This window comes from uncultured Zhongshania sp. (assembly GCF_963975605.1).
In the GTDB taxonomy this organism is placed as follows: domain Bacteria; phylum Pseudomonadota; class Gammaproteobacteria; order Pseudomonadales; family Spongiibacteraceae; genus Spongiibacter; species Spongiibacter aquimaris.
Window position 1 is genome coordinate 66,457 of sequence record NZ_CAXBHN010000010.1, and the last position, 24,949, is coordinate 91,405.

General features: G+C 49.3%; 25 protein-coding genes. 5 read left to right on the forward strand and 20 right to left on the reverse strand.

What is annotated here, in order from left to right:
* Positions 1 to 14: 14 nt before the first annotated feature.
* Both AAC007_RS10425 and fmdA read right to left on the reverse strand, forming a co-directional pair.
* Entirely contained in the window at positions 15 to 404 is a 390-nt protein-coding gene (locus AAC007_RS10425) for an FmdB family zinc ribbon protein (RefSeq protein ID WP_295875032.1), read from the reverse strand.
* Positions 405 to 547: 143 nt separating this feature from the next.
* The gene (gene fmdA / locus AAC007_RS10430) at positions 548 to 1,777 is read right to left on the reverse strand and encodes a formamidase (RefSeq protein WP_295875030.1); all 1,230 of its coding nucleotides are present in this window, start codon (positions 1,775 to 1,777) and stop codon (positions 548 to 550) included.
* A gap of 326 nt (positions 1,778 to 2,103) precedes the next feature.
* Here fmdA and AAC007_RS10435 point away from each other — a divergent pair, with 326 nt between their 5' ends.
* Positions 2,104 to 2,619 (forward strand): lipocalin family protein, encoded by a 516-nt coding sequence (locus tag AAC007_RS10435; protein WP_339676570.1) that lies wholly within the window; start codon positions 2,104 to 2,106, stop codon positions 2,617 to 2,619.
* A 17-nt stretch (positions 2,620 to 2,636) separates the two neighbouring features.
* Here AAC007_RS10435 and AAC007_RS10440 read toward each other — a convergent pair whose 3' ends face one another.
* The 7 genes from AAC007_RS10440 to urtA form a co-directional block, all read right to left on the reverse strand.
* Complete coding sequence (locus AAC007_RS10440) at positions 2,637 to 3,662, reverse strand: AAA family ATPase (protein WP_339676572.1); 1,026 nt, start codon at positions 3,660 to 3,662, stop codon at positions 2,637 to 2,639.
* 38 nt (positions 3,663 to 3,700) lie between these two features.
* Complete coding sequence (locus AAC007_RS10445; RefSeq protein ID WP_339676573.1) at positions 3,701 to 4,744, reverse strand: aliphatic amidase; 1,044 nt, start codon at positions 4,742 to 4,744, stop codon at positions 3,701 to 3,703.
* Positions 4,745 to 4,792: 48 nt separating this feature from the next.
* Entirely contained in the window at positions 4,793 to 5,482 is a 690-nt protein-coding gene (gene urtE / locus AAC007_RS10450; protein ID WP_219042799.1) for an urea ABC transporter ATP-binding subunit UrtE, read from the reverse strand.
* Positions 5,483 to 5,536: 54 nt separating this feature from the next.
* Positions 5,537 to 6,283 carry an urea ABC transporter ATP-binding protein UrtD gene (gene urtD / locus AAC007_RS10455; protein ID WP_219043120.1) on the reverse strand — a complete coding sequence of 249 codons (747 nt, stop codon included), beginning with the start codon at positions 6,281 to 6,283 and terminating at the stop codon, positions 5,537 to 5,539.
* A 5-nt stretch (positions 6,284 to 6,288) separates the two neighbouring features.
* Positions 6,289 to 7,446, reverse strand: a complete 1,158-nt coding sequence (gene urtC / locus AAC007_RS10460; protein ID WP_339676575.1) for an urea ABC transporter permease subunit UrtC — start codon at positions 7,444 to 7,446, stop codon at positions 6,289 to 6,291.
* 54 nt (positions 7,447 to 7,500) lie between these two features.
* Positions 7,501 to 8,424: an urea ABC transporter permease subunit UrtB gene (gene urtB / locus AAC007_RS10465; protein ID WP_296434293.1), complete on the reverse strand. Its 924-nt coding sequence runs from the start codon at positions 8,422 to 8,424 to the stop codon at positions 7,501 to 7,503.
* 133 nt (positions 8,425 to 8,557) lie between these two features.
* The gene (gene urtA / locus AAC007_RS10470) at positions 8,558 to 9,805 is read right to left on the reverse strand and encodes an urea ABC transporter substrate-binding protein (protein ID WP_339676578.1); all 1,248 of its coding nucleotides are present in this window, start codon (positions 9,803 to 9,805) and stop codon (positions 8,558 to 8,560) included.
* 359 nt (positions 9,806 to 10,164) lie between these two features.
* Here urtA and AAC007_RS10475 point away from each other — a divergent pair, with 359 nt between their 5' ends.
* Together AAC007_RS10475 and AAC007_RS10480 are read left to right on the forward strand one after the other, a co-directional pair.
* Positions 10,165 to 13,533 (forward strand): ATP-binding protein, encoded by a 3,369-nt coding sequence (locus AAC007_RS10475; RefSeq protein ID WP_339676579.1) that lies wholly within the window; start codon positions 10,165 to 10,167, stop codon positions 13,531 to 13,533.
* Complete coding sequence (locus AAC007_RS10480) at positions 13,530 to 14,438, forward strand: response regulator transcription factor (RefSeq protein WP_219042804.1); 909 nt, start codon at positions 13,530 to 13,532, stop codon at positions 14,436 to 14,438. The genes AAC007_RS10475 and AAC007_RS10480 overlap by 4 nt, the downstream gene beginning before the upstream one ends.
* A 30-nt stretch (positions 14,439 to 14,468) precedes the next feature.
* Here AAC007_RS10480 and AAC007_RS10485 read toward each other — a convergent pair whose 3' ends face one another.
* Together AAC007_RS10485 and AAC007_RS10490 are read right to left on the reverse strand one after the other, a co-directional pair.
* On the reverse strand, positions 14,469 to 15,548 hold the full coding sequence (locus AAC007_RS10485) for an NADH:flavin oxidoreductase (protein ID WP_296434290.1): 1,080 nt from the start codon (positions 15,546 to 15,548) through the stop codon (positions 14,469 to 14,471).
* 52 nt (positions 15,549 to 15,600) lie between these two features.
* Positions 15,601 to 16,446, reverse strand: a complete 846-nt coding sequence (locus tag AAC007_RS10490; protein ID WP_339676584.1) for a LysR family transcriptional regulator — start codon at positions 16,444 to 16,446, stop codon at positions 15,601 to 15,603.
* A 175-nt stretch (positions 16,447 to 16,621) separates the two neighbouring features.
* Between AAC007_RS10490 and AAC007_RS10495 the strand changes: the two genes are divergently transcribed.
* A complete protein-coding gene (locus AAC007_RS10495) occupies positions 16,622 to 17,587 on the forward strand; it encodes an HPP family protein (protein WP_339676585.1) in 966 nt (321 codons plus the stop codon).
* Here the strand turns inward: AAC007_RS10495 and AAC007_RS10500 are convergent.
* From AAC007_RS10500 to ftsY, 7 genes are all read right to left on the reverse strand, one after another.
* On the reverse strand, positions 17,584 to 17,955 hold the full coding sequence (locus AAC007_RS10500; RefSeq protein ID WP_339676587.1) for a hypothetical protein: 372 nt from the start codon (positions 17,953 to 17,955) through the stop codon (positions 17,584 to 17,586). The two genes, AAC007_RS10495 and AAC007_RS10500, sit on opposite strands and share 4 nt — an antisense overlap.
* A gap of 128 nt (positions 17,956 to 18,083) precedes the next feature.
* Positions 18,084 to 18,794, reverse strand: coding sequence for a tRNA (guanosine(46)-N7)-methyltransferase TrmB (trmB, locus tag AAC007_RS10505; protein WP_339676589.1), 711 nt, complete (start codon positions 18,792 to 18,794; stop codon positions 18,084 to 18,086).
* Positions 18,779 to 19,153 (reverse strand): DUF423 domain-containing protein, encoded by a 375-nt coding sequence (locus AAC007_RS10510; protein WP_219042810.1) that lies wholly within the window; start codon positions 19,151 to 19,153, stop codon positions 18,779 to 18,781. Before AAC007_RS10510 ends, trmB begins: the two co-directional genes overlap by 16 nt.
* Before the next feature lie 155 nt (positions 19,154 to 19,308).
* Entirely contained in the window at positions 19,309 to 20,157 is an 849-nt protein-coding gene (gene rpoH / locus AAC007_RS10515; protein ID WP_295874982.1) for an RNA polymerase sigma factor RpoH, read from the reverse strand.
* A gap of 99 nt (positions 20,158 to 20,256) precedes the next feature.
* Positions 20,257 to 21,288 (reverse strand): permease-like cell division protein FtsX, encoded by a 1,032-nt coding sequence (gene ftsX, locus AAC007_RS10520; RefSeq protein WP_339676591.1) that lies wholly within the window; start codon positions 21,286 to 21,288, stop codon positions 20,257 to 20,259.
* Positions 21,275 to 21,955 (reverse strand): cell division ATP-binding protein FtsE, encoded by a 681-nt coding sequence (gene ftsE / locus AAC007_RS10525; protein ID WP_339676593.1) that lies wholly within the window; start codon positions 21,953 to 21,955, stop codon positions 21,275 to 21,277. Before ftsE ends, ftsX begins: the two co-directional genes overlap by 14 nt.
* The gene (gene ftsY, locus AAC007_RS10530) at positions 21,952 to 23,067 is read right to left on the reverse strand and encodes a signal recognition particle-docking protein FtsY (protein ID WP_295874974.1); all 1,116 of its coding nucleotides are present in this window, start codon (positions 23,065 to 23,067) and stop codon (positions 21,952 to 21,954) included. The genes ftsE and ftsY overlap by 4 nt, the downstream gene beginning before the upstream one ends.
* Positions 23,068 to 23,155: 88 nt before the next feature.
* Here ftsY and rsmD point away from each other — a divergent pair, with 88 nt between their 5' ends.
* Positions 23,156 to 23,740 (forward strand): 16S rRNA (guanine(966)-N(2))-methyltransferase RsmD, encoded by a 585-nt coding sequence (gene rsmD, locus AAC007_RS10535; RefSeq protein WP_339676594.1) that lies wholly within the window; start codon positions 23,156 to 23,158, stop codon positions 23,738 to 23,740.
* A gap of 101 nt (positions 23,741 to 23,841) precedes the next feature.
* Here the strand turns inward: rsmD and AAC007_RS10540 are convergent, their stop codons facing one another.
* Positions 23,842 to 24,291: a hypothetical protein gene (locus tag AAC007_RS10540; RefSeq protein ID WP_339676596.1), complete on the reverse strand. Its 450-nt coding sequence runs from the start codon at positions 24,289 to 24,291 to the stop codon at positions 23,842 to 23,844.
* Positions 24,292 to 24,318: 27 nt separating this feature from the next.
* Complete coding sequence (locus AAC007_RS10545) at positions 24,319 to 24,813, reverse strand: nitroreductase family deazaflavin-dependent oxidoreductase (protein WP_339676598.1); 495 nt, start codon at positions 24,811 to 24,813, stop codon at positions 24,319 to 24,321.
* Positions 24,814 to 24,949: the final 136 nt, after the last annotated feature.

Consider the following 24,949-nt stretch of genomic DNA (forward strand, 5'->3'; position numbering starts at 1 on the left):
AATTCAAAATCACATCAGTGACTAATCATCCAGGGTCGTTGAGAGGGGAAAACCTTGCTGCCGTCCGCCATATAAATCGCCTTCTGGCGAAGGCTGCTGCGATCCGGGTGAGCGGTGTGGTCGCCGCAGCCACAGCCTTTCTTGGCTGCCGCGTGGGCGCGGCGCTGAGCCTGATCTTCCCTGTAGTCCACTGTTGAAAAAATCGGCTGATGTACTGCCTTTTCATTTTTTGCCATTGCTTGGCGTCGTGCTGGCGACATCGCCAACACTTCGGGGGGGATCATAATCACCCGAGCACTCAGCTTGCCGCAGCTGGGGCAAGCGCAGGGCATTGCTGCTTGCTCCATGCTGGCTAGCTCATGAAACAAACCGTGTTCATTGCATTTGTAGTCGTATACCGGCATCACCTGCCTCCCATTCTATAAAGCGATGATTAACACAGGGCATTTAATCAACGCATCCCAAACTATTAAATGGCGTGCCCGTGTTGCTGTTGCGCAACTCTATTTGTCACGGACACGCCCAGTCTCTTCCCTCGTCTTTACCGCTACAGATCCGGTGACAGCGGCACATCCACCGTGCCGTCCACCATCTTGGTGGGACCGTCGGCATTGGGCTGCATATCAAAATCAAAGATATCGGTGGGCAGCCACAAGGTCGCACAGGCATTCGGTATGTCGACCACACCGCTGATATGTCCCTGCACCGGCGCGACCCCAAGTATGGTATAGGCCTGCGCTCGGCTATATCCAAACTTGGTCATATACTCGATTGCATTTAAGCAGGCTTGGCGATAGGCAATATGCACATCCAGGTAATGCTGCTTGCCACCCTCGTCGACCGAGATACCTTCAAAAATAAGATAGTCGTCATACTTAGGCGTGATCGGGCTGGGTTTAAAGATCGGGTTTTTAATGCCGTATTTCTTCATACCGCCTTTAATCAAATTGACCCGCAGGTGAATCCAACCGGCCATTTCAATAGCGCCGCAGAAGGTGATTTCGCCGTCGCCCTGACTAAAGTGGAGATCGCCCACACTCAAACCAGCGTCTTTGACATACACGGGGAAATACACTTTGGCACCGCGCGATAAATCTTTAATGTCACAGTTGCCACCGTGCTCTCTTGGCGGCACGGTACGGGCGCCTTCGGCGGCGGCTGCTTTTGCTGCATCGCCAGTCATACGCCCCATGTGCGCAGTATCAGCATAAGGTAAGGTGGCCAATGCGGGAACACGATCAGGCTCCGTATCGTACAGACCTTTTTCGCGCGTGTTCCACTCGTCCAGCATTTCACGAGAAGGCAGACAGCCAATCAAACCTGGATGGATCAAACCCGCGAATTCCACATTGGGAACATGACGAGATTTGGTGAACATGCCATTGAAATCCCAAATTGACTTTTGCGCCTCTGGGAAATGCTCGGTTAGAAATCCGCCGCCATTTTGCTTTGAGAAAAATCCATTAAAACCCCACTGGCTTTCCTCGAAGGTGCCGATATCTAAAATATCCACTACCAATAAATCGCCGGGCTCAGCCCCCTCAACACCCACTGGGCCAGACAAGAAATGCACTTTGCTTAGATCGACATCGCGCACGTCATCGGCGGAGTCATCATTGTTGATCTGGCCGCCGGTCCAATCTACGCACTCAATTTTAAAGTCGTCGCCGGGCTTAACCATTGACACCATTGGTATGTCTGGATGCCAACGGTTGTGGATCATGTCGTTGTCGTATGCCGATTTACTCAAGTCTACTTTGATGATTGTTTCAGCCATCGTTCTTCTCCGGACCAGTCATAGAAAATTCGAGACAACACCACGAAACTATTGTTATATCTTGCCTAGTGCCCGATATGACTCAACACAGTGATTGCCATGGCCTTACTATCGGTAATCACGGACAATACGGGTATTAGTTAATTGCCCTTGGCGCTACGTTAAATGACGTATTCTTAGCAATGTAAAAACGCATATAGCTAGTTTCAGCAGGCCCCATACACACAACTAGACGCCCGGAAAGTTAATTCAATATCATCTTTATACGATGTTTCGACGTATAGAATTTTTCGGTCTTCTTTAGAAAATTGACCCAGGTGAATCACGTGAAAAAGACGTTGCTAATACTAAGCACCCTACTCCTTAGCGCATGCTTGGGCATGCCTGAGCGGGTAAAACCCGTGTCGGGTTTTGAACTCAATAAATATTTAGGTAAATGGTATGAGGTCGCCAGACTTGATCATTCTTTTGAAGAGGGTCTCAGCCAGGTAACGGCGGAATATAGTTTGCGGGACGATGGCGGTGTTTTAGTTGTTAATCGCGGTTTTTTTGCCGAAGACAATATATGGAAAGAAGCAGAAGGCAAAGCCTATTTTGTTAATGCCGACACTGAGGCATATTTAAAGGTATCTTTCTTTGGGCCATTCTACGGCTCATATGTGGTATTTGAACTCGACCATGACGACTATCAATACGCCTTTATTTCCGGCCCGAATCACAAATATCTCTGGCTGCTATCACGAACGCCAACTGTGAAACCTGAGCTAATCGAGAAGTTTAAACGGATGTCAGCAGATCGGGGCTTTGATACCACGAAGCTCATCTTCCCAGAGCAAAAATAGGTAGCTCGCAAGATAGTCTATTGTAGCGCTTCAACCACTATGCGCTCATTCTGAATAAAGGCAATAAACTCGCGCTCGTCTGGCTTAGCCAGCATAGCGCGAGCTACCGCCGGCTCCAAGTCACGACGTAAGCGCCTTGCAATATGCCTGGCACCGTAACGCGCATCATATTTTTCAACTAGATAGTTTCGACAGTTAAGATCTAGCTGCAGCGCAACCTGACGCTTTTCCAGTCGCAGTTGTAATTTCGCTAACTCAAGATCTAGAACACTGAACAAATGCTCTCGCTGCAAATGCCGAAATGACAAAATTGCATCTATACGGTTTATGAATTCAGGATCAAACTTTTTATGCAGGGCGCGCTCAACAATACGTCGCTCTTGCTTGCCCCGCCCCCAAAAATGATGGCGCTGGGATCGAAAAGCGTCGACGTCACTCGCGCCGACATTGCTGCTCATAAAAATGAGGCTATTGCGAAAGTCGATCTCCTTTACGCCGGAGGCCATCAGTAGCTTGCCGGTATCCAAGACATTCAATAGTGCTCGAATCACCTCATCACTGGCCTTTTCAATTTCGTCAAAAAGTACAACGCTTGGCAAACTAAAGCTGCCCGCGATAGCGTCGTTATTCAACAAACTTTGGCCTTCCTTGCTGCCAACATAGCCTGGTGGAGCACCTGTTAATGCCGCACTGTAGTGCTCTTGAGCAAGGGTATTCATATCGATGCGACAAAGCGCATCGCTACTGCCGAGAATACCTTCCGCCACCAGCCTCGCTGTCTCTGTTTTCCCTACGCCTGTTGGCCCCAAAAACATCATGACAGACAGCGGGCGCTGCTTGTTGCCGATGTCGGCCTTCACAACATGGAGCATATCGTCGATAGCAGCCAATACACCATCTTGTCCAACAATCCGCTTGCGAAGCAATTGCATTACTTTTTCAGGTTGAAACAAGAACCGTGATTGCCTAGCCGTTGAGCGCTTATAATCTCTCTGCTCGGCGGCGTCGTGCTCTGCAGCGAGACGGTCATTGATATAGGGCATCGACAGCTACTTCAGTGATTAAAGCAAATGATCATCTGCTAATTGGCCTCTTTTTCCTTGCCTTTGTAGGGCAGTTCGCCCACTGGGCAATCTGCGACACCGATAGTCGAGCGAGTTATTTTTTCTACATCCTCGCGGGTTTTCTCTGCGTCTAAAACCCAACTTCGGTAGAAATCAAAGGGGCAATCGGCAACGCCTTTGTCGCCATCGCCGGAATTAAATACGCCGGTGTAGCCGCGGTGAAGTAATTTAAACAAATGGTTTTGTGATTGATCATTGGCCCGCGCATCGCGAATCTGGCTTACTGACAATTGGGCGTATTGCACGCCCATATCCTCTTCTCCGCACTCCCCCAGTGTGCGGCCATCAAAGCCAATAATGGCAGAGTGACCGAAGTAGGAATACACGCCGTCAAAGCCACTGGCATTAGCAACCGCAACGTAGCAGTTATTTGCCCAGGCCATGCTTTTGGCCATCATAATTTGCTGTTCTTTAGCCGGATACATATAACCTTGGCAGCGCACAATAAGCTCGGCGCCCTTCATGGCGCAGTCTCGCCAGATTTCTGGGTAGTTGCCGTCATCACAAATAATTAGGCTTATTTTCATTCCCTTGGGGCCCTCGCTGACATAGGTTCTGTCACCGGGATACCAACCCTCTATCGGACACCACGGAATACATTTGCGATACTTTTGTACGATCTCGCCCCGATCATTGATTAGCACCAAGGTGTTGTAGGGCGCTTTATGAGGATGCTCTTCGTGACGCTCGCCGGTCAGTGAGAATATCCCCCAGGTTTTGGCTTCACGGCAAGCCGCGCTGAAAATGGCGGTTTCATCACCGGGAATGGTGGCCGCCGTCGCCATCATCTCCTCGTTATCGTACATAATGCCCATGGTGCTGTATTCAGGGAAGACCACCAGATCCATGCCGGGCAGACCGATCTTCATGCCCTTAATCATGTCCGCTATATTGCGGGCATTGTCCAAAACTTGCTCGCGGGTGTGCAACCGCGGCATCTTGTAATTGACGACAGCGACACCGACCGTATCTGGGCTGCTGGAAATATCACCGTGTCTCATCTTTACCTCCTATTGCTAAGAAATTAGTCGACGGGCACTGCTGAATAATCACACTGACAAATAGGCCTTTATTTTGTCGGTATCGACTTCTTCACGCAGGTTTTCATGAATAAAGTTGCCTTTGTCGATCACAATAATGCGATCTGCGACCGTCATGGTAAAACTCAAAACTTGCTCAGACACGATGATAGTAATGTCCCGCAATTTTTTAATTTCATTTAAGACATTAGCGATATCTTTAATAATGGAGGGCTGAATCCCTTCGGTGGGCTCATCTAGCAACAATACCTTAGGATTGGTCACTAATGCCCTAGCAATAGCTAACTGTTGTTGCTGACCACCAGAAAGGTTTCCGCCTTTACGCTTGCGCATTTCTGCCAATACCGGAAACAGAGCGTAGATATCATCGGGAATCTTTTTAAGCTTTGAGACCTCCATACCGGTTTCGATATTTTCCTGTACTGTTAACGACGGAAATATCATTCGCCCTTGCGGCACATAGGCAATGCCGCTCTCGACACGCTGAAAACTTTCCTTTTGGGTGACATCAACACCGTCAATACTGATGCTGCCTTCTGATGTGGGCAGAATACCAATCAATGATTTAAACAGCGTGGTTTTGCCCATGCCATTCCGCCCCATGATGGCAAGCGTCTCATTTTTCGGCACGGTAAAATCCAAGCCGTGAATAACTTCACTCTGGCCGTAACACACTTTCAAATTAGATACGTTTAACATAAACCTATTTCACCTCACCGTAGCAGCCTGTGTCGCAAACGATTGCTTAACTTTTTAGTGACCCAAATACACTTCAATCACCTTAGGGTCTTTTTGCACTTCTTCCATTTCACCTGCGGCGAGAATTTTACCTTGATGTAATACCGTGACCTTGTGGGCAATACGCGCCACAAACTCCATATCATGTTCAATAACCAGCACCGAGCGACCCTGACTAATTTTGTTAAGCAACTCTGCCGTTTGCTCGCGCTCCTTTACACTCATGCCAGCAACGGGCTCGTCTAGCATTAATAGCTGTGGGTCTTGTATCAGCAACATACCAATTTCAAGCCACTGCTTTTGGCCGTGGCTGAGCAACCCCGCCTCGGTATCCAAGAAATCGACCAACATGATTTGACTAGCCACTTCCATGATCTTGCTGTGCACTTCATCGTCGTGTTTAAACATCAACGAACCAAAAACACCGCGTCCGCGAGGATAGGAGATCTCGAGATTTTCCATCACACTGAGATTTTCGTAGATCGAAGGCGTCTGAAATTTACGGCCCACGCCCGCTCGAACGATCTCGTGCTCAGACAAATTGGTGAGTTCTTTATTTAAAAATTTGATACTGCCTGAGGTGGACTTGGTTTTTCCGCAAATCAAATCCAATACCGTAGTTTTACCTGCGCCGTTTGGACCAATAACCACATGGAGTTCATTTTTATCAAGATAGAAGCTCAATGAATCAACGGCTTTAAAGCCATCAAAGGACACCGTTAGATCTTCAATCGCCAGAGTAAAATCTGTGTTGGTAGACATATTCATTAGTTAGACCCCTCGAGCTTGCCATCAACGCTTGTCGATTCGATTTTGCCCTTAGCAAAAATGCGCTTAAGGAAGGCAAAACGTTTAGTGATGTGATGGCCGTAGTCCTCCCACAAGCCAGCCAAACCGTTTGGAAAGAACATAACAACGGCAATAAACAAGCCGCCCATTAAGAACAACCAAAGTTCTGGAAAGGATTCGGAAAATGCGGTTTTGCCAAAGTTAATCAACAAGGTGCCGTAAACTGCGCCGATTAAAGACATACGCCCACCGATGGCGGCAAAGATCACCATTTCAATAGAGGGCACAATGCCGACAAAGGACGGTGACATAAACCCAACTTGCAGAGTAAACATCGCACCGCCGATCGCTGATATCATCGCGGCGAAACAGAAAATAAAGATTTTGAAGTTGGCGACATCGTAGCCCGAGAAACGCACCCTATCTTCTTTGTCACGCATCGCTAGCAGTAGGCGACCAAACTTACTGGTTAAGATAAAGCGTGACGCTATGATTACCCCAAGAAGAAGAAAGCAGTTAATAAAGTAGAATAAGTTTTTTGCGCTGTCGGAGGTGATATCCCAGCCATTCAAGGTACGCAGGTCCGTGATGCCATTAATACCGCCAGTCAGGCCCTGCTGACCAACAATTAATACCGTTAGAATAACGGAGATAACCTGGGTAATAATGGCGAAGTAAACTCCACCGACTCGGCGCTTAAACATCGCCGCGCCAATGATATATGCAAATATGGTTGGCACCACGAGCACAGCAATGACGGTAAATGTAAAGCTATTGAAAGGCACCCAGAACATGGGCAGTTCGGTAATCTGATTCCAGTCCATAAAATCGGGAATACCGGGGGTTGACTGAATGGCGGTATTTTCTGGCGACGAGGCCTCTAACTTTAAAAACATCGCCATGGCGTAACCGCCAATACCAAAGAAAATACCTTGACCCAAACTTAAGGTGCCACCGTAACCCCAGAGCAAGACTAAACTCACCGCCGCAAACGCGTAAGTTAAATATTTACCGACCAAATTCAATCGAAAAGAATCCAGGAAAAGTGGAAAGACAACCAGGATTAGCGCCGCGAGGATGCAGAATCCTATCATGCCTTTTTTATCGCCAAATAATTTTTCGTAAACGAAGCTCATCGTTAACTCCTAATAATTTACAACCGATCTAGCTGTTTCTGAGCAGGGCTCGCCTTAGCGGCGAACCTTGCTGGCAAACAAGCCTTCAGGTTTGAACATCAAAATTATTACCAAGGTGAGCAAGGTAAAGACTTTGGCCATTGATCCACTGATAAAGAACTCGAGGATTGATTGTGCTTGTGCAATTGAGAATGCCGACGCGATGGTTCCGAACAAACTGGCCGCACCGCCGAACACCACAACCATAAACGTATCGACGATATACAAGGTTCCCGTCGTGGGCCCCGTAGACGCGATAGTGGTAAATGCCGCACCCGCCATGCCCGCTATGCCGCAGCCCAGCGCAAAGGTATAGCGATCAACTTTTTTAGTATTGATACCCACCGCGCCAGCCATTAATCGATTCTGAGTGGTGGCGCGAACGCGCAAACCCCAACTGGATTTAAACATCAGATAAAACACTGCCAAGGTCGTAAATATGGTTAAGCCCAGAACAAACATGCCATTAATAGGAATATCGATCATATCGGTGGCAGGATAAGCTCCCATTAACCAATCCGGCAAAGTGGGACTCACTTCCCGGGCGCCAAAGATCGACCGGTAGGACTGCTGCATAATCAAGCTCAAACCCCAGGTCGCTAACAGCGTATCTAAAGGGCGCTTGTAGAGATGCCTTATCAAGACAAATTCTGCTAGATAGCCCAATGTGCCGGCGACTAAGAAGGCCGCCACTATCGAGAACACAAAATAGTAGGGCATAAATGCCGGAATATAAGTTTCTGTGAGAGAAGAGATGAGATAGGTGGTATATGCCCCCGCGGCCATGAATTCGCCGTGGGCCATATTGATAACCCCCATCTGCCCAAAAATAATTGCGAGTCCCAAGGCCATCAGCAACAGTACGCTGAACAAGCTGATGCCGGCGAAGCCCTGCATTGCGAAGATCGCGCCTAACTCGTCGTAGCTATAACCGCCCATTACTTAGCCTCCGCTAAAAAGTAATTCAATATTCTTTTCACTGCTGCTGTTCCACTGCATGAATTCGGTGAAGAGCTTGGCGAGCATTGCTGCTCGCCGGTATTGCTAAGATTTTTCTGAGAAGCCCTAGGGCTTATTGATAACCTTCTGGGAATGGATCTGGCTCGATCAGTTCAGAGGTGTAGACCACTTCTGCTTGGCCATCTTTCTTCCACATACCTACCCGCGCCTTACTCCAAAGATGGTGGTTAGGATGCAGCTTCACATAACCTTCTGGTGCGGTAGTTAGCTCGATATCGCCTTCTTCTGATGCTTTAACAACCGCATCAACATCAAAGGTACCGGCTTTCTCGACTGCCGCTTTCCACAACCAAGGACCTAGGTAAGCAGCCTGTGTTACGTCACCGATAACACTGTCTTCGCCCCACATTTCTTTAAAGGCTTTAACAAAGGCTACGTTGTTAGGATTATCCTGGCTTTGGAAATACTTCATGATGGAGTAGAAGCCTTCGAGGTTTTCACCGCCGATGCCCAACACTTCATCTTCCGTTACCGAGATGGTCAGTAAAGTTTGCTTCTTGGAGGGGATACCCGCCGCTTTAAGCTGTTTAAACCACGCTACGTTACTGCCACCTACCACTGCGGCGTAAATCACATCAGGTTTTTTCAAGCGGATTTTGTTGATCACCGAACCAAACTGGGTATCGCCCAGCGGCTTGTACTCTTCACCCACAACTTTGCCACCCAACACGTTTTCTATGTGTTTACGGGCAATTTTCATGGAAGTACGTGGCCAGATGTAGTCAGAGCCAATTAGGTAGAAGGTTTTAGCGCCCTTCTCTTTAGCCACCCAGTTCAAACCGTCTAGAATCTGTTGGGTTGCTTCTTGGCCGGTGTAAATTACATTTTTAGACTGCTCTAACCCTTCGTAAAAAGTCGGGTAGTAAAGCAAGCCATTCTCTTTCTCAAATACGGGCAGCGCAGCTTTGCGCGAAGCTGATGTCCAGCATCCGAATACGGCTGCCACCTTATCGTTCACTAATAACTTACGACTTTTCTCAGCAAAAGTTGGCCAATCGCTGGCGCCATCTTCCTGAATGATTTTGATTTGACGACCTAAAATACCGCCTGATTCATTGATTTGTTTGATGGCCAGTTTTTCGGCTTCCTGAGCACCGGTTTCACTGATCGCCATGGTCCCCGTCAGCGAGTGCAAAATGCCCACGGTGACAGTGTCATCGGTAACCGCCTGCCCAGTGGTGGTGGCAGGTGCCGCCCAACTTAACTGCGATGCTAGTATAATACCCAGCGGTAGTGCGCCAAGGGCACGAACTACCTTGCGGCGCCCCCAAGAACGCTGATTATCGGATTTATCACTCATCGTTACTTCTCCTACCCTACGGTTGCTTGATTGACAGCAAACAGTCTCCTTAGAAGTTCCCCGCTGCACCATGAGGCGAATGCTCCCCCCCGCTAAGTTAAATGACGTATACCGTCAGCTTGGTGGTCGAGATAGCGTCAAGATTCTTGGGGCAAACTTGTGAGTATGTTTTTGTATTGGCGAGAATGCAGCCCGCTGCTAACTGATGGTGGCATCGATCCTGCTTAGGAATGTATGCGTGGCAATTAAAGCACTGCTCCCGACGCCGCAAAGCGGTATTTCTAACTAGTTAGCTTTACTCAAAGCCAACTGGCTTGACCAAAACAACGTAATGAACCTATTAAAATGAATTTGCCCTTATGAACCCCCAGCAACGGGTATTCCGCATTCGCCGCAAATACAATCGCTGGGTTGCGAATGAAACACTGGAAGACTACGCGCTGCGCTTTACCGCCAAAAGTGCTCGGCGCTGGTCTTTGGCGCGGGTATCGAATACGGCGCTGGGTGCAATTTCGTTTCTTGCGCTCGAGGCGATTGGCGGCGCAATCACTCTGAGCTATGGGTTCAGCAACACCGTGGCGGCCGTAATCGCGGTTGGTATTATTATCTTTCTAACCGGCATTCCCATTTGCTATCACGCGGCCCGGCGCGGGGTAGACATAGATTTGCTCACCCGCGGAGCAGGCTTTGGCTATATCGGCTCTACCATTACTTCGCTAATTTACGCGTCGTTTACGTTTATTTTCTTCGCGCTGGAAGCCGCCATCATGGCGCTGGCCTTGGAATTAACACTAGATATACCGCTTAAATATGGTTACTTCATAAGCGCGGTTGTTGTCATACCGCTAGTTACCCACGGCATCACTCTTATCAGTCGTTTTCAGGTTTGGACTCAGCCACTGTGGGTGATACTGCAGGTCTTGCCACTCATATGTATCGTTTTTCAGTCTGAGGACGCCTTTCATAATTGGGTGGCCTTTACGCCACCAGATGGTGACGCCAATTTCAATATTCTCGCCTTCGGTGCTGCCTCTGCGGTAATTTTCTCGCTGATTGCGCAAATTGGGGAGCAGGTCGATTTCCTACGCTTTCTACCCCACCAAGAAAAACCCAATAAGCGGTGGTGGCTCGCGCTGATAGCGTCGGGGCCGGGCTGGATTATAAGCGGCTCAGTTAAAATTTTAATCGGATCGTTTTTAGCGGTACTCGCGCTAAGCCACGGCATCCCCTTTAGCGAAGCTTCTGACCCCAATCGCATGTACCTAACTGCTTTTAGTTATCTAAGCAGCTCGCCCCAGCTAACACTGTTCTTAGTAGGTGTTTTTGTTATTTTGTCGCAGCTGAAGATTAACGTCACAAATGCCTATGCCGGCTCCATTGCATGGTCAAATTTCTTTTCTCGCCTGACTCACAACCACCCTGGCCGAGTTGTGTGGCTGGTATTTAATGTCGCCATCGCTCTACTATTAATGGAGCTTGGCATTTACCGCGTTCTAGAGGAAATACTTACCGCCTACTCTATTATTGCTTTGGCGTGGGTTGGATCACTTGTCGCCGATCTCGTTATTAATCGTCCACTCGGCCTGCGACCCGCGGCAATGGAATTCAAACGCGCCCACCTATACGACATCAACCCTGTCGGTGTGGGGTCTATGGTAATTTCGTCAATCTTAGGTTTTCTCGCTCACCTAGGTCAGTTCGGAGAAACCGCACAGGCGCTAGCGTCTTTTATTGCGCTAGGCAGCACATTCATTTGCGCTCCACTTATTTGCTGGCTCACTAAGGGCAAGTTCTATATCGCCAGAGAACCGGTGCTGGCCAGCAGTAAAATTTCACTGCGCTGCTGCATTTGTTACCACCAATTTGAAAGTGAAGACATGAGCCACTGCCCGGCGTACGCTGGCGCAATCTGCTCACTGTGCTGCTCGCTGGACAGTCGCTGCCATGATATGTGCAAAACAAACTCACGCATCGCGGAGCAACTAACAAACGCATTAAGCTTTCTTATACCCAATGCATGGATTCGCTCACTCAATACTCGCACCGGTCACTTTATCGGTCTCTTTACCTTAATTAGTTTTATGATCGCCAGTGTGTTGGCACTGGTTTATGTACAAATCACCATCGATGAGGGTATGGAGCGAAGCCTCGCCGCCAGCGCGCTGAGCAATGTCTTTTTTATTCTGCTCATTGTCTCGGGAATTCTCGCGTGGATGTTTGCCTTAGTACACGATAGCCGGCGTGTTGCGCAGGAAGAGTCCCAGCGTCAAACCGAATTATTAATGACTGAAATAGAAGCCCACAAACAAACCGATATGCAATTACAGCAAGCCAAAGAAATTGCAGAGTCTGCCAACCAAGCAAAAACTCGTTATCTCACCGGTATTAGTCATGAGCTGCGTTCACCGCTAAACGCCATACTGGGCTATGCACAATTATTAGAAAAAGATCCAAACATTCCTGAAAATAGACTTGATGCACTTAAAGTTATTAGACGCAGCAGCGAACATTTAGCTGACTTGATAGAAGGCCTACTCGATATTTCCCGCATCGAAGCGGGCCGACTCGAACTGTCAACGTCAGACGTGAACCTGGGCAATTTGCTAGATCAAATTATTAGTATGTTTCAAGTTCAGGCGCAGGCAAAAGGTATTGGCTTTAGCTTTGACCGCCTAACGCCACTCCCCGAAACCGTCAAAACAGATGAAAAGCGCCTGCGCCAGATTCTGATAAACCTTATTTCCAATGCCATCAAATATACGCCGGAAGGACGTGTTAATTTCACAGTGAGCTATCGCAACCAAGTCGCCGAGTTCCTGATAAACGATACCGGTATCGGCATTGCCGCCGACGATATAGAGCGCGTCTTTAAGCCCTTTGAACGTGTTCGCAAACCCGGTTCACCGCATATTGCCGGCACCGGCTTAGGACTCACAATTACTCGCCTGCTAACCGACATTATGGGTGGCGACATTGCCATACACAGCCAGGTCGGCGTGGGTAGTGAAGTTAAGGTTTCGCTTATGCTGAGCAGCACCGATCGCCTCGCTGTTTCCACACCCAGCGAACGAAAAATCATCGGCTACGAGGGCGAAGAGCAGACCCTATTTATTGTGGACGACGAACCTACTCATCGCAGCCTACTTAGCGACATGCTCAACCCGCTGGGCTTTAACGTTATATCAGCACCTGACGGCAATACCTGTCTAGATATGCTGCGCTACTGCGACCCCCTACCAAAGATATTCCTATTAGATATCGCCATGCCAGGCATGAGTGGATGGGAACTTGCCGCCGCTATTCGCGAGCGCATTCATCACGCCACGATTATTATGATCTCGGCAAACGCTGCCGAAGTGACACCAGAAAGTAGCGGCGTGCCACCCCACGATGCCTATTTATTCAAACCAATTCGAATTACGCAGGTACTCGATTACATCGCCAAACACGCCGGCATAGTCTGGCAGCATGAATCCGAAGAGCACCGAGCCGCATCGATTTCTGCTGCGGGCCAACTAGTTAGCCTGAACGCACCACTCTCCGACGAACACCGCCGAGAACTTATTCAGCTAGCAAAAATAGGCTACGCCAAAGGCATCAAGCACTGCCTAGAAAATATTTCCAAACAAGGCAACGCAGATCCTGCCACGCTAAACACCTTACAAGGGCTTGCCGCTGGATTTCAGTTTACTGCTCTAATTAATGCATTGGAAAACAGCACGTCATGAATACACCTCGCGGAAAGAAAGATGTCGTACTCATTGTTGACGACTCACCCGACACACTGAGCATGCTTAACGACACCCTAGATCAAGCAGGCATTACTGTATTGGTTGCGTTAGAAGGTGCTCAAGCACTCACCATTGCGGCCAATATTACGCCAGACGTTATTCTGATGGACGCCTTGATGCCGAATATGGACGGCTTTGAAGCCTGCCGAAGATTAAAAGAAAATCGGGATTTAGCGCATATCCCCGTAATTTTTATGACCGGACTTAGCGATACCGAAAGTATTGTTAAGGGCTTTGCCGCCGGCGGTGTCGACTACATCACCAAACCGGTCAAAGGCGATGAGTTAATCGCTAGAATGCGCGCACATTTAAATAACGCCCGCTTAACCTTAAGCGCAAGAGTTGCTTTAGATAGCGCCGGACAATTTCTATTTTCCGCAGCCTCCGATGGCAGCCTCTTATGGGCAACACCGCAAGCCTATCACCTACTTGAAGAGGCCGGTTTAGACAGCGACTGGCTAAACGAAAATTTACCGACACAATTACGCCAATTGCTGGCACCGCATTTTAATAAAGAAAAAGGGTTATTGATTAAAGCGACAGATAAACCACTGGAAATACGCTATATAAGCCAAACCGGTAACGACGAATACCTGCTTCAACTCATCGATTTGGAGCGACCATCCGACGTTGATCGGCTGCGCTCCGCTCTACCTATAACTGACCGCGAGTCAGAGGTTTTACTGTGGATTGCCCACGGTAAAACCAATAGAGAAATCGGCACCATTCTGAGCATGAGCCCGCGGACTGCAAATAAACATTTAGAGCAAATTTTCCGCAAGCTGAACGTTGAAAACAGAACGGCGGCAGCGGTTATTGCACTGAAGCACTTACAGACGTAAGGCTTACCATATCGGGCAACGATTCTCCTGCTAAGACGAAACAAAATCAGGCCACTGGCCGCCTACATAATCAATGAACGCAGCACTTAAACCTTCAGCCAGCAAATAGTCTCTGCTGACCGGTGCGCGATTGGGAGCAAATTCACTATTCGCACTAAGTAGTGATGGGTAGTTATGATGCAGCATTGCTGCCCGCCCCATTAATACAAAGTCTAAACCGGCATCTAAACCAAATTTGATATCTGCTGGAGTATAAACTTTACCTGCCGCACCCAGGCGTATATCACCACGGTCTAGCTCGGTAAAATAAGACAACAAACTACGACCCCGGAGCGATTCATCGGCAGGCTCTTTATAAATATCCCATGCCGAAATATCGAGAAAATCAATTTCTCTCTTTTCAAATAACGTCTTTGCGGTTGCTACCGCTTCCGCTAATTCAATACCATGACGCTCGGGCGTTAAGCGAACACCAAGTAAAAATCCTGCACCGCAGCGCTTGCGAATTCCAGTGATTATATCGAACAGTACCTTTGAGCGATTTTGCAAAGAGCCGCCATACTCGTCGGTACGCTGATTAAATTCAGAACTTAAAAATTGGCAAATAATATAATTATGTGCGGCGTGTAACTCGACACCATCGAAGCCCGCGTTCTTTGCGCGCTCCGCACCCTGTATAAAATCTTCAATTAGACGTTTCACCTCACCGTGGCTTAAGCCTCTCGCCGCGAACTTTTCAGATGGCGTCGGCGCCACAGGTGCCAAGCCCGTCAATTCGCGCGGAGATCGCAAGCCCGCATGATGCAGCTGCACAACGGCAAGACTGCCATGCGATTTTATTTTCTTAGCCAATTTTTTTAGTCCAGGTAATTGGCTGTCACTAAAAATTCCCAGCTGCCCCGGAAAGCCCTGACCGTCTTTATTAATATGGGCGGCGGCTGTCATTGTTAATCCAAAGCCGCCCTTGGCACGCATTTCTAACCAGTTAATTTCATCATCCGACAGAGAGCCGTCGGCAAAACTTTGAGAGTTCGTGAGTGGCGATAAGAAAAATCTATTTGGCATCTCCTTACCACAGGGAAATCTCAGCGCTTGAAACATCGTGCTCATAAAAACCTACTCCATACCAAAACGGCATTACATTTTTTTACATTTTAAAAAATCAAAGATGCCACTCACTGTCCTCGCGAACGACTGCTCGCAAGCCGTCTAGCGCAGAGTGCAAATCTGGACACGGTTCCGTAGAGCGATAAACCAAATAGACCGGATGAGTAAACTCTGGGGAATCCGCTACTCGCTCTAGTTCGCCACTTCGTAAATGCGGCTCTACAACACGCGTTCTAAAATAGCCATTCCCGCCGCTGTGCAACATCACTCGCAACGCTAGCGGCCCCAAATTAAAGGTAAGTGCCGCCTGCCTTGGCTGGGGAAGAACGGCGTCGTATTGCGCCTTAAACTCAGGCCCCCAATCGACAAATAGATTGGGCGTGTTTTTTGTCGGTACTTGCACATGAACCAATTTTTCTTCTAACAACTGCTCAACCATAAATCCCGAAAAGTAATTCGGCCTATGCACAATCGCTGCGTCGAGAAAGCCCTTTTCTAATTTAGTCAGCAGTGTTTTTGCATCCGAGACGTCGGTATTAATCGCGATGCTAGGGCAGTACTCTTGCAACCACGCGACCCAATTAGTCAGCACCGGATTCCACAAACTTGTTTCAGCGCCTATGCGCAAACGCGATTCGCGACCACGTGGCAATTTCATTTCGCCCTTGGCGCACTCCCAGGTTTGCACCAAGGTCGTTGCATAGGCAACAAAGCGCTCGCCCTCGATTGTTAAACGCGCACCACTTCGATTGCGAACAAATAATTGGCAGGCCACTATTTCTTCTAGCGACTGCAGCCTAGCAGTCACCGTTGTCTGACTTACATGCAGCCGCTCAGCTGCACCGCAAAAACTTCCCGCACTCATCACCTCTAAAAAGGTGCGAGCTAACTCAATGTCCATCTGGGTCTCCAACGGTCACGCTAGCTACGAACACGCACTAATTCCGATTTTCTGATATTAAGGATCATATATATTCATTATGCGAATTTAAAGCAAGTCTTTACTATAGGCGCCCCAATATAAGGCTCACTATGGTGCATGCGCACCATAATCGCCCTAAAGCTGTAAAAATCAGATGCGCAAATTTATAAATGAGGTCGGCCAGGCCATCGGCATTGAGCAGAACACCACCAGTCAGCTCGAAAAGCTGCTGTCTGGCCTGGGCGGCTTTTTCGGCATTGCCCTGTGTTACCTAATCTCCAATATCTATCTAACAGGGCCAGCAACACTCTTCATCGTCGCCTCTGCAGGGGCTTCTGCAGTGCTTATTTTCGCCGTTCCCCACGGCGCACTGTCGCAACCATGGCCAGTCATCGGCGGCCACCTTATATCCGCCAGTATTGGTGTGTACTGCCAGCAGCATCTTGGCAACCCCGACTTTGCGGCCGCAGCCGCGGTAGGTTTAGCCATATTTGCCATGTACCATCTGCGCTGTCTGCACCCGCCGGGTGGCGCTACGGCACTTTTTGCAGTGGCGGGCGGCAGTCACGTTATCGACTTAGGCTATAACTATCTGGTTTTCCCGGTGCTGCTAAATACCATCGCCCTGGTCAGCTGTGGCATATTATTTAATGCGCTATTTCAATGGCGTCGCTATCCCAGCCACTTATTTCGCCGCCATCAAACACCATCGACCGCTGGCGCTAAGGCCTCATTTCGGCATATTAGTCCCGATATTGCGCAGGAGGATTTCGCCGCCGCGCTGCATCAAATGAATTCGTTTATTGATATCACGCCCGACGATCTAAGCGATTTATTTGAACTCGCATCGCGAAGCGCTCGGCGGCGGGCACGAACACCTTTAAAAATTGAAGCCGGTCTTTACTACAGCAACGCTGAACGAGGAAGTGATTGGGCAGTAAGAGAAGTGCTGGCCATAGACGGTCGGCGCATACAATTTCGCACCGCGGCGGGTAGTGACGACAGCACTGACAAAGCACACTATTGTTCACGACGCGCATTTAGACAATGGGCTCGCTGCAAAGTGATTATGTCTAGCGGTTTATGGGTGCCTTGTGAATCATCAAATGAGGGAAGTTAGTCTACCGACCGAAAATGAAGCCAGACATCGCGGACATCAAATACCAAGGATATGCTGTTACAGGCGGCGAGCAAGATCAAATACGTTTGGTAGCTACCCTCCGCGAGGGAAATTTCTCTAATGACAAAATACAGCAATGGTATCCATAAAATGTGCGCCAAGCCCAACACGCGCTGATACCCAACCATACTGAACATCAACATCATCGCGGTCGCAGATATTAAAAATGTGGCAAATATAATCTTCGCGACATACTCGTCCCAAAACAGCAGGCTCGCTATATTTACTGCTAAAAGTAAGGCAACCCACACAACCACCCACTTAGGCTGACGCGACAATTCAACAAAAAATAGTAATGGATTTGTCATGATCTCGGCTCTCATTGTTATTATTAAATGCGCTACACCATCAAAAAGACCAAGCCACACCCCGCTTGTTACAACGCCGCACGCTTAAATCACAAACAAATGATGCTTATGGAGAGCGTATAGCTCTGCTACTCAGTCTTAGAAAACAACAAATCCCAAACGCCGTGACCTAAACGCTCACCGCGTTTTTCAAATTTAGTAATGGGACGATACTCTGGTCGCGGCGAATATTGACGAGCACCCGCCATATTGCGATAGCCTTCGGCCTCAGCCATGACGTCCATCATATGCTCAGCGTAATTCTCCCAATCAGTAGCCAAGTGCAGCACACCGCCGACTGTAAGCTTATTGCGCAAGGTCTGAACAAACTGTGGCTGAATTAGGCGGCGCTTGTGATGGCGAGCTTTGTGCCACGGGTCAGGAAAATAGATCTGAACGCGGCTTAAGCTATTGTCAGGTATACACTGCGCCAGCACTTCCACCGCATCATCTTCGTAAGTACGCACATTCGTCAGACCGGCCTCTTGCACCAAGTACATCAGGCGTCCCACACCGGGTGTGTGAACTTCTACGCCGATAAAATCATTTTCGGGGGCGTTGGCAGCCATTTCAGCTAGGGAGTCTCCCATACCAAAGCCAATCTCTAGCACCACCGGCGCTACGCGCCCAAATGTGTGCTCAAAACTTTGCATACCGCTACTGCGCTGCAGGCCTAATTCAGCCAGATTGATTTCATAGGCGCGGCGCTGGCCGTCAGTCATTCTACCGGTACGAAGAACAAAACTTTTAATCTTGCGACGGATGGGTGCGGCATTCTCTGTCATTACATTGCTTTCCACGCTGAATAGGCCAAACACGCCCAAGCCACTAAAAACATTAAGCCTCCGATTGGGGTAATTGCACCCAACCAGCGTGTGCCGGTTAATGCCAAGGCGTATAAGCTGCCGCTGAATACCAGCACGCCCACAAAGAACAGCACAGCCGATATTTTTAATGACGTATGCTGAACACCGATGTGCATTAGCACCCCAACAATTAATAGTGCGAAGCAGTGATAGAAATGGTACTGAACGGCGGTTTGATAAACCGCCATCATGTCCGCAGACAAACTCGCCTTTAATCCGTGGGCGCCAAAGGCACCCAAGCCAACCGCAAGAAATCCAAGAATCGCCGCTAGCAAAAGCGTTAGGGATGCCATATGTCTGCCCAGATTATCCATTAATGGTCGCTATTGTACGGATCTCCGCGGTCTTAAAAAAGCCAGCTGTCGAAGTGCATTGGAATTAAAGGCTTAAAAATGCAAAAGCCCCGCAGTGCGGGGCTTTTATTGCAACTTAAAGAGGGTATTTAGCGCTAAGCTTCCATGGCTACGCGCAGCTTTTTCATCGCCGCTTGCTCTAGCTGGCGAATACGCTCAGCTGAAACCCCATAGCGATCTGCCAAATCGTGCAAGGTCGCCTTATTGTCAGTTAACCAGCGGCTCTGCAGAATATCACGGCTGCGCTCGTCGAGATCAGACAATGCCAAAGACAGGCTCTGGTGGTTGCTCTCTTCCAGATTGTCAGACTCCAGTAGTAAAGCAGGGTCTGCACTGCGATCTTCAAGATAGTGAACCGGTGCAACTGGACCGCGCTCGTCGTCAGTGTCGGCATCAAAACCCACATCAACGGAGCTTAAACGCCCTTCCATTCTGCGTACTTCCGCTACATCGACGCCTAGATCCGCGGCAACAGAGTGCACTTCATCATTGCTCAGCCAAGACAGCTCTTTCTTTGCGCTGCGTAAATTAAAGAACAATTTGCGCTGTGCCTTGGTGGTGGCAATTTTCACAATGCGCCAGTTGCGCAAAACGTACTCGTGAATCTCAGCTTTAATCCAGTGGACAGCAAATGACACCAAGCGCACGCCTTTTTCGGGGTCAAAACGCTTAACGGCCTTCATTAAACCAACATTGCCTTCTTGGATTAGGTCAGCTTGCGCCAAACCATAGCCTTTATAACTCTTGGCAATATGCACCACGAAGCGCAAGTGCGACATAACTAACTGACGCGCAGCCTCTACACTGTCGTGGTAGAAAAGATCTTCCGCCAGCTCACGCTCACGCTCTGCGCTAAGCACAGGGATACTGCCAACGGACTGAATATATGCAGAGAGATCACCACCCGGTACAAGCTGTTGTATCGGCTGTAAATGACTACTCATTGCACATCCTCCTAGAATTTATTGATGAATCGCGGTTTTACACCGCTGCTTATTAGAGTACCAAACGCAGTAAAGTTCAAGTCCCCAGCCCAAATGGCGCTAGCGCGGCTCGATTGCACGCAGTTCTCGCCCCACCACCAGCCACGCGCCCAGCAGGCCTAACAGCGACGCAAATAACCACAGTAATATAGTATCTATAAAGCCTAAACCCAATAGGTGGAAGTCACTCTGGTAAGAAAGCGACAAATCGGCAATCGGCCCGCGCAGCCACAACAGCCCGCTTTGCACTAAAAGCCACGCCATCAATCCGCCACCTAAGCCGTACCAAAGCCCCGTATACAGAAAGGGCCTACGCACAAAGGCATTGGTGCCACCGACCAGCTTAACCACTAGAATTTCGTCGCGCCGCCCCTCAATCGCCAATTTAATGGTGTTGCCAATGATAAGGAGCACACCCACTGCCAGCATCGCAGCCAGCGCCAAGGTTAAACGTCGACCTAGCTCTGTGATGCGATTCAGACGCTGCAGCCACTCCATATCGAGCTTAGCGAGGTCGACCTCAGCCAGCTGACTAAGCTCGGCCTGCAAGGCCGTGACAGCATCGGCAGACACATTGGCTTCCCGCGGCGTTACTACAATCAAACCCGGTAGCGGATTGGTGTCGAGCTGATCGAGTACATCACCAAAACCGGAACTGGCGCGAAACTCCTCCAAGGCACTGGCGGGAGAGATATATTCTGCCGACAGCACTGCCTCGCGCTCGGCGATATTACGCCGCAAACCTTCGCCCTGCTCAGCACTGACAGAGGGCTTTAAAAACAAAGAAATACGGGCAGCGCCTTCCCAGCCATCACTCACCGCATCAATATTATTCAACCCTATATACAAGCCCGCCGGTAATGCGAGGGCAATGGCAATTACCAGGGTCGTCATTAATGAGGTCGCAGGTCGCGCTACCAAGCGCCGCAGACTATCCAGCGCCACTTGCTGGTGATGACTGCGGTAGCCCGCAAAGCGATCACCGATACTGGTTTTGTGCTTGCGCGCGCCCTTCACGTCCTTTTTACCCGGTGGCGCTGTTAGCTTGCCCAAACGACGCTTGTTCATTTTATTCTGCTTATTGGGGGACATCACTATCTCCCCCTGCCGTCACTAACTGCCCATTGCGCAAGGTCAGTAGCCGATATGGCATGCGTGCTATCAGCCCCAAATCATGGGTGGCAATGAGCACCGTTACGCCGACCTGCTTGAACTGCTCAAACAAGTGCATAATTTCTGCTGACAATTGCGGATCGAGGTTACCAGTCGGCTCATCAGCAAGTAATAAGGCGGGCTTATTCACCACAGCGCGGGCAATACCCACTCGCTGCTGCTCACCGCCAGAAAGAGTAATAGGGTTTTTGCGCTCTTTATCCAGCAAGCCCACTTTATCTAAGGCCGCCCGAACACGACGGCCTACATCGCGATGCCCATAACCGGCAATAATCAGAGGCAAAGCGACGTTGTCGTATACCGTGCGATCAAACAATAATTGGTGATTCTGAAATACCACCCCCACCTCTCGGCGTACCTCTGGAATACGACGCGCTGGCAGGCGCGATAAATTGCGGCCACCGACAATCACCTGCCCCGAGCTCGCCCGCTCCATCACCATAATCAGCTTTAGCAAGGTGCTTTTACCGGCGCCACTGTGGCCGGTTAAAAACCGCATTTCGCCACGGGGAATATGGAAACTCAGGTTAGTAAGCGCTTCATAACCGCCTTCGTAACGCTTGCAGACCTGATCAAATTCAATCATTGCTTTTGCTGCCACCCAAATAAGGCACCGACAAACTCATTAGCGCGGAAGGGCCGTAAATCTAAAATACCTTCGCCAACGCCGATGAAACGAATTGGAATACCAAGCTGTTTGCTAATCGCAAAAACGATCCCCCCCTTGGCCGTGCCATCCAGCTTGGTTAAGGTCAGACCTGTGACCCCAACCGCCTGCTGAAAATGTTTAGCCTGCGACAGCGCGTTTTGACCGGTACCGGCGTCCAATACCAACATCACTTCATGAGGCGCATCGGGATCAAGCTTCTTGAGCACCCGAACCACCTTCTTCAATTCTTCCATCAAGTTGTCTTTGTTGTGCAGACGACCGGCGGTGTCGGCTATTAAAATATCAACATCCCTGGCCTGCGCTGCCTGCAACGCATCAAACAACACCGATGCGCTATCCGCCCCAGTGTGCTGTGCAATCACAGGGACCTCATTGCGCTCGCCCCACACTTGAAGCTGCTCCACCGCTGCCGCACGAAAGGTATCGCCCGCCGCCAACATAACCGAGCGGCCGCCGGCCTGAAACTGCTTAGCCAACTTGCCGATGGTTGTAGTTTTACCCACGCCGTTAACACCCACCATCAAGATCACATAGGGCTTATCACTAATGGGGATGACTAGCTCTTCCTCAGCTGAGGCTAACATAACGCTCAACTCTTCTTGCAAAGCCACATACAGGGCTTCTGGGTCATTCAATTCTTTGCGCGACACTCGGCTAGTCAGGCTAGTAATAATTTGCTGAGTTGCATCGACGCCAACATCCGCCATCAGCAAATGGGTTTCGATTTCTTCCAGCAGCTCATCATCGATTTCCTTGCGACCGAGAAACAAATTGGCCATGCCTTCGCCAAGCTGCGCGCCGGTCTTACTGAGGCCTTCGCGGAAACGAACCAGCAAGGACGCCTGCTCTTCTGGCGACAATTCAAGGTGCTGCCACGGGGCTATCTCGGCATCGTCGATAAAGCCTTCAGCCGCCGCCAGTGCCGCCTGATCCTCTTCCGAGCCAATAAAAGACTCTTTAAAACGGGCAAATAAGCCCTTCTTTTTTTGTTCCGATTCTAGTTCAGAGGGTGTGGCGTTATCTGTCATGCGGGTATTTAAATTCCGAGGTAAGGTTTACAGCAAAAATAAAAGCCTTATCCTACCATTTCTCTGAGTAACTGGCACCGGAATACCCATGCGCAAACCGCAAGGCCATCACAGTAAAGAAGCACAAGGCATGCTGAGAATCATTGGCGGGCAGTGGCGCAGCAGAAAACTGCACTTTCAGGCGGCGGAAGGACTTCGTCCGACCAGTGATCGAATTCGCGAAACCCTCTTCAATTGGCTAGGCCCCCATCTCCACGGCGCAAACTGCCTCGACCTATTCGCTGGCTCCGGCGCACTAGGACTAGAGGCCCTGTCCCGCCACGCGGCCCACTGCGATTTTATCGAAACCGACACCATCACTTGCCGACAAATACGCGAACACCTCGGCACCCTAAAATGCACGACAGCGTCCGTACACTGCCAAACCGCAGAGGCATATCTTGCCAACACAGCGCTAAATCACCAGGTTATCTTTTTGGATCCACCATTCCATAAAGATTTACTGGCTCCGACCATCGCGACCCTCGGGCGCAAATCTTTGCCAAATGACACCCTTATTTACATTGAGACCGCCACCGACGAGCCACTCCCCGCACTGCCAAGCAACTGGCGCATCGATAAAGACAAACAAGCTGGAAATGTGAGCTACCGCTTAATTTCTGTCCATGACTAAAGGCAATCTGGGCATAAACGCAGCGCGACAACACCATTAATAAAATTGAACGCCCGCAGGTCTTTCACTGCACGCAATTTTAAAACGTGGCCGATTGACCATTATGAACTGCGAATACGCCTAAACAGGTTCTCAAGAAAAATCACGAGTGCAAAAATCGGCAAGGTTCCCGGAATATAAAAGCCATAAACCACAAAAGCTTCTAGTCCAGTTTCTGGAACAATTAGGCGCTTGGCAATAAATAGCGCATTGATAATCGGCCCAATAATATTGGCATAGCAACCCAACACCAAAAGCCAGCGGGCCACCGTCATAGACCTCGCACCATGCTCAAACTTTAGCCATACACCGGCGATTGCAAGGACTAGCAAGCCGTTGAGAATGCCTTCCATATGCGCAAATCGCCAGGCGCCATATGCGCCGGAGCTAACGTCCGTCGTGGCCGCCGCATAGGAAAATCCTATACCCGATAGCAAGCCGAGAAATAAAATAACAATCCCGTGAAATGCCAGCCGCGTTTGCTGCGCATTTTGTTCGCAAGATTCAAGCATCGTCTTTCCTTTATTTTTATTATTTCTTTAATTTTCGCAGCAAATGAAAACCGGAATATCGCGATCAGTGCGAGCTTGGTATTCATCAAAATCAGGGTAGAGACTTAATAGATGCGGCCACAATTCGCGTTTTTCGTCATCGCTTGCCTGGCTGGCAACATACGAGCGCTGGTCGCCACCAACCATAATGTCGATCTCTGGATTAGCCGCAATATTAAAATACCACTGAGGGTGCTTTTCCATCCCACCCTGCGACGCAACCAACAACTTTTTGTCACCCCAGGGCAGATGTATGAGAGCAATCTCTCGCCGCTCACCACTCTTACGTCCAGTCATCCCGACAATACAAATTGGGTAGCCGCCCGGAAAATTCTTTAATAACCGTCCATTGCTCTTTTTATAAACCCAGACATTGAATCGAGTGTAATGCTTCACCACCCGCTGAATAAGCCGCTGCCATTTCAGGGGAATCTCATCGACGTCTTCGCGCCGGGTTTTCACGTAATCGAGTTTGTCAGACATATTATTATTCTCGCTAGTAACAACTAAGTGATAGTACCGGAGTTCCTTGGCGCAGAGAGTCATCCATCTGGAGGGGAAGGTAAAAACCTGCCACAGCGCCAGACTCGACGCTGCGGCAACTTAACGCGGCATACCA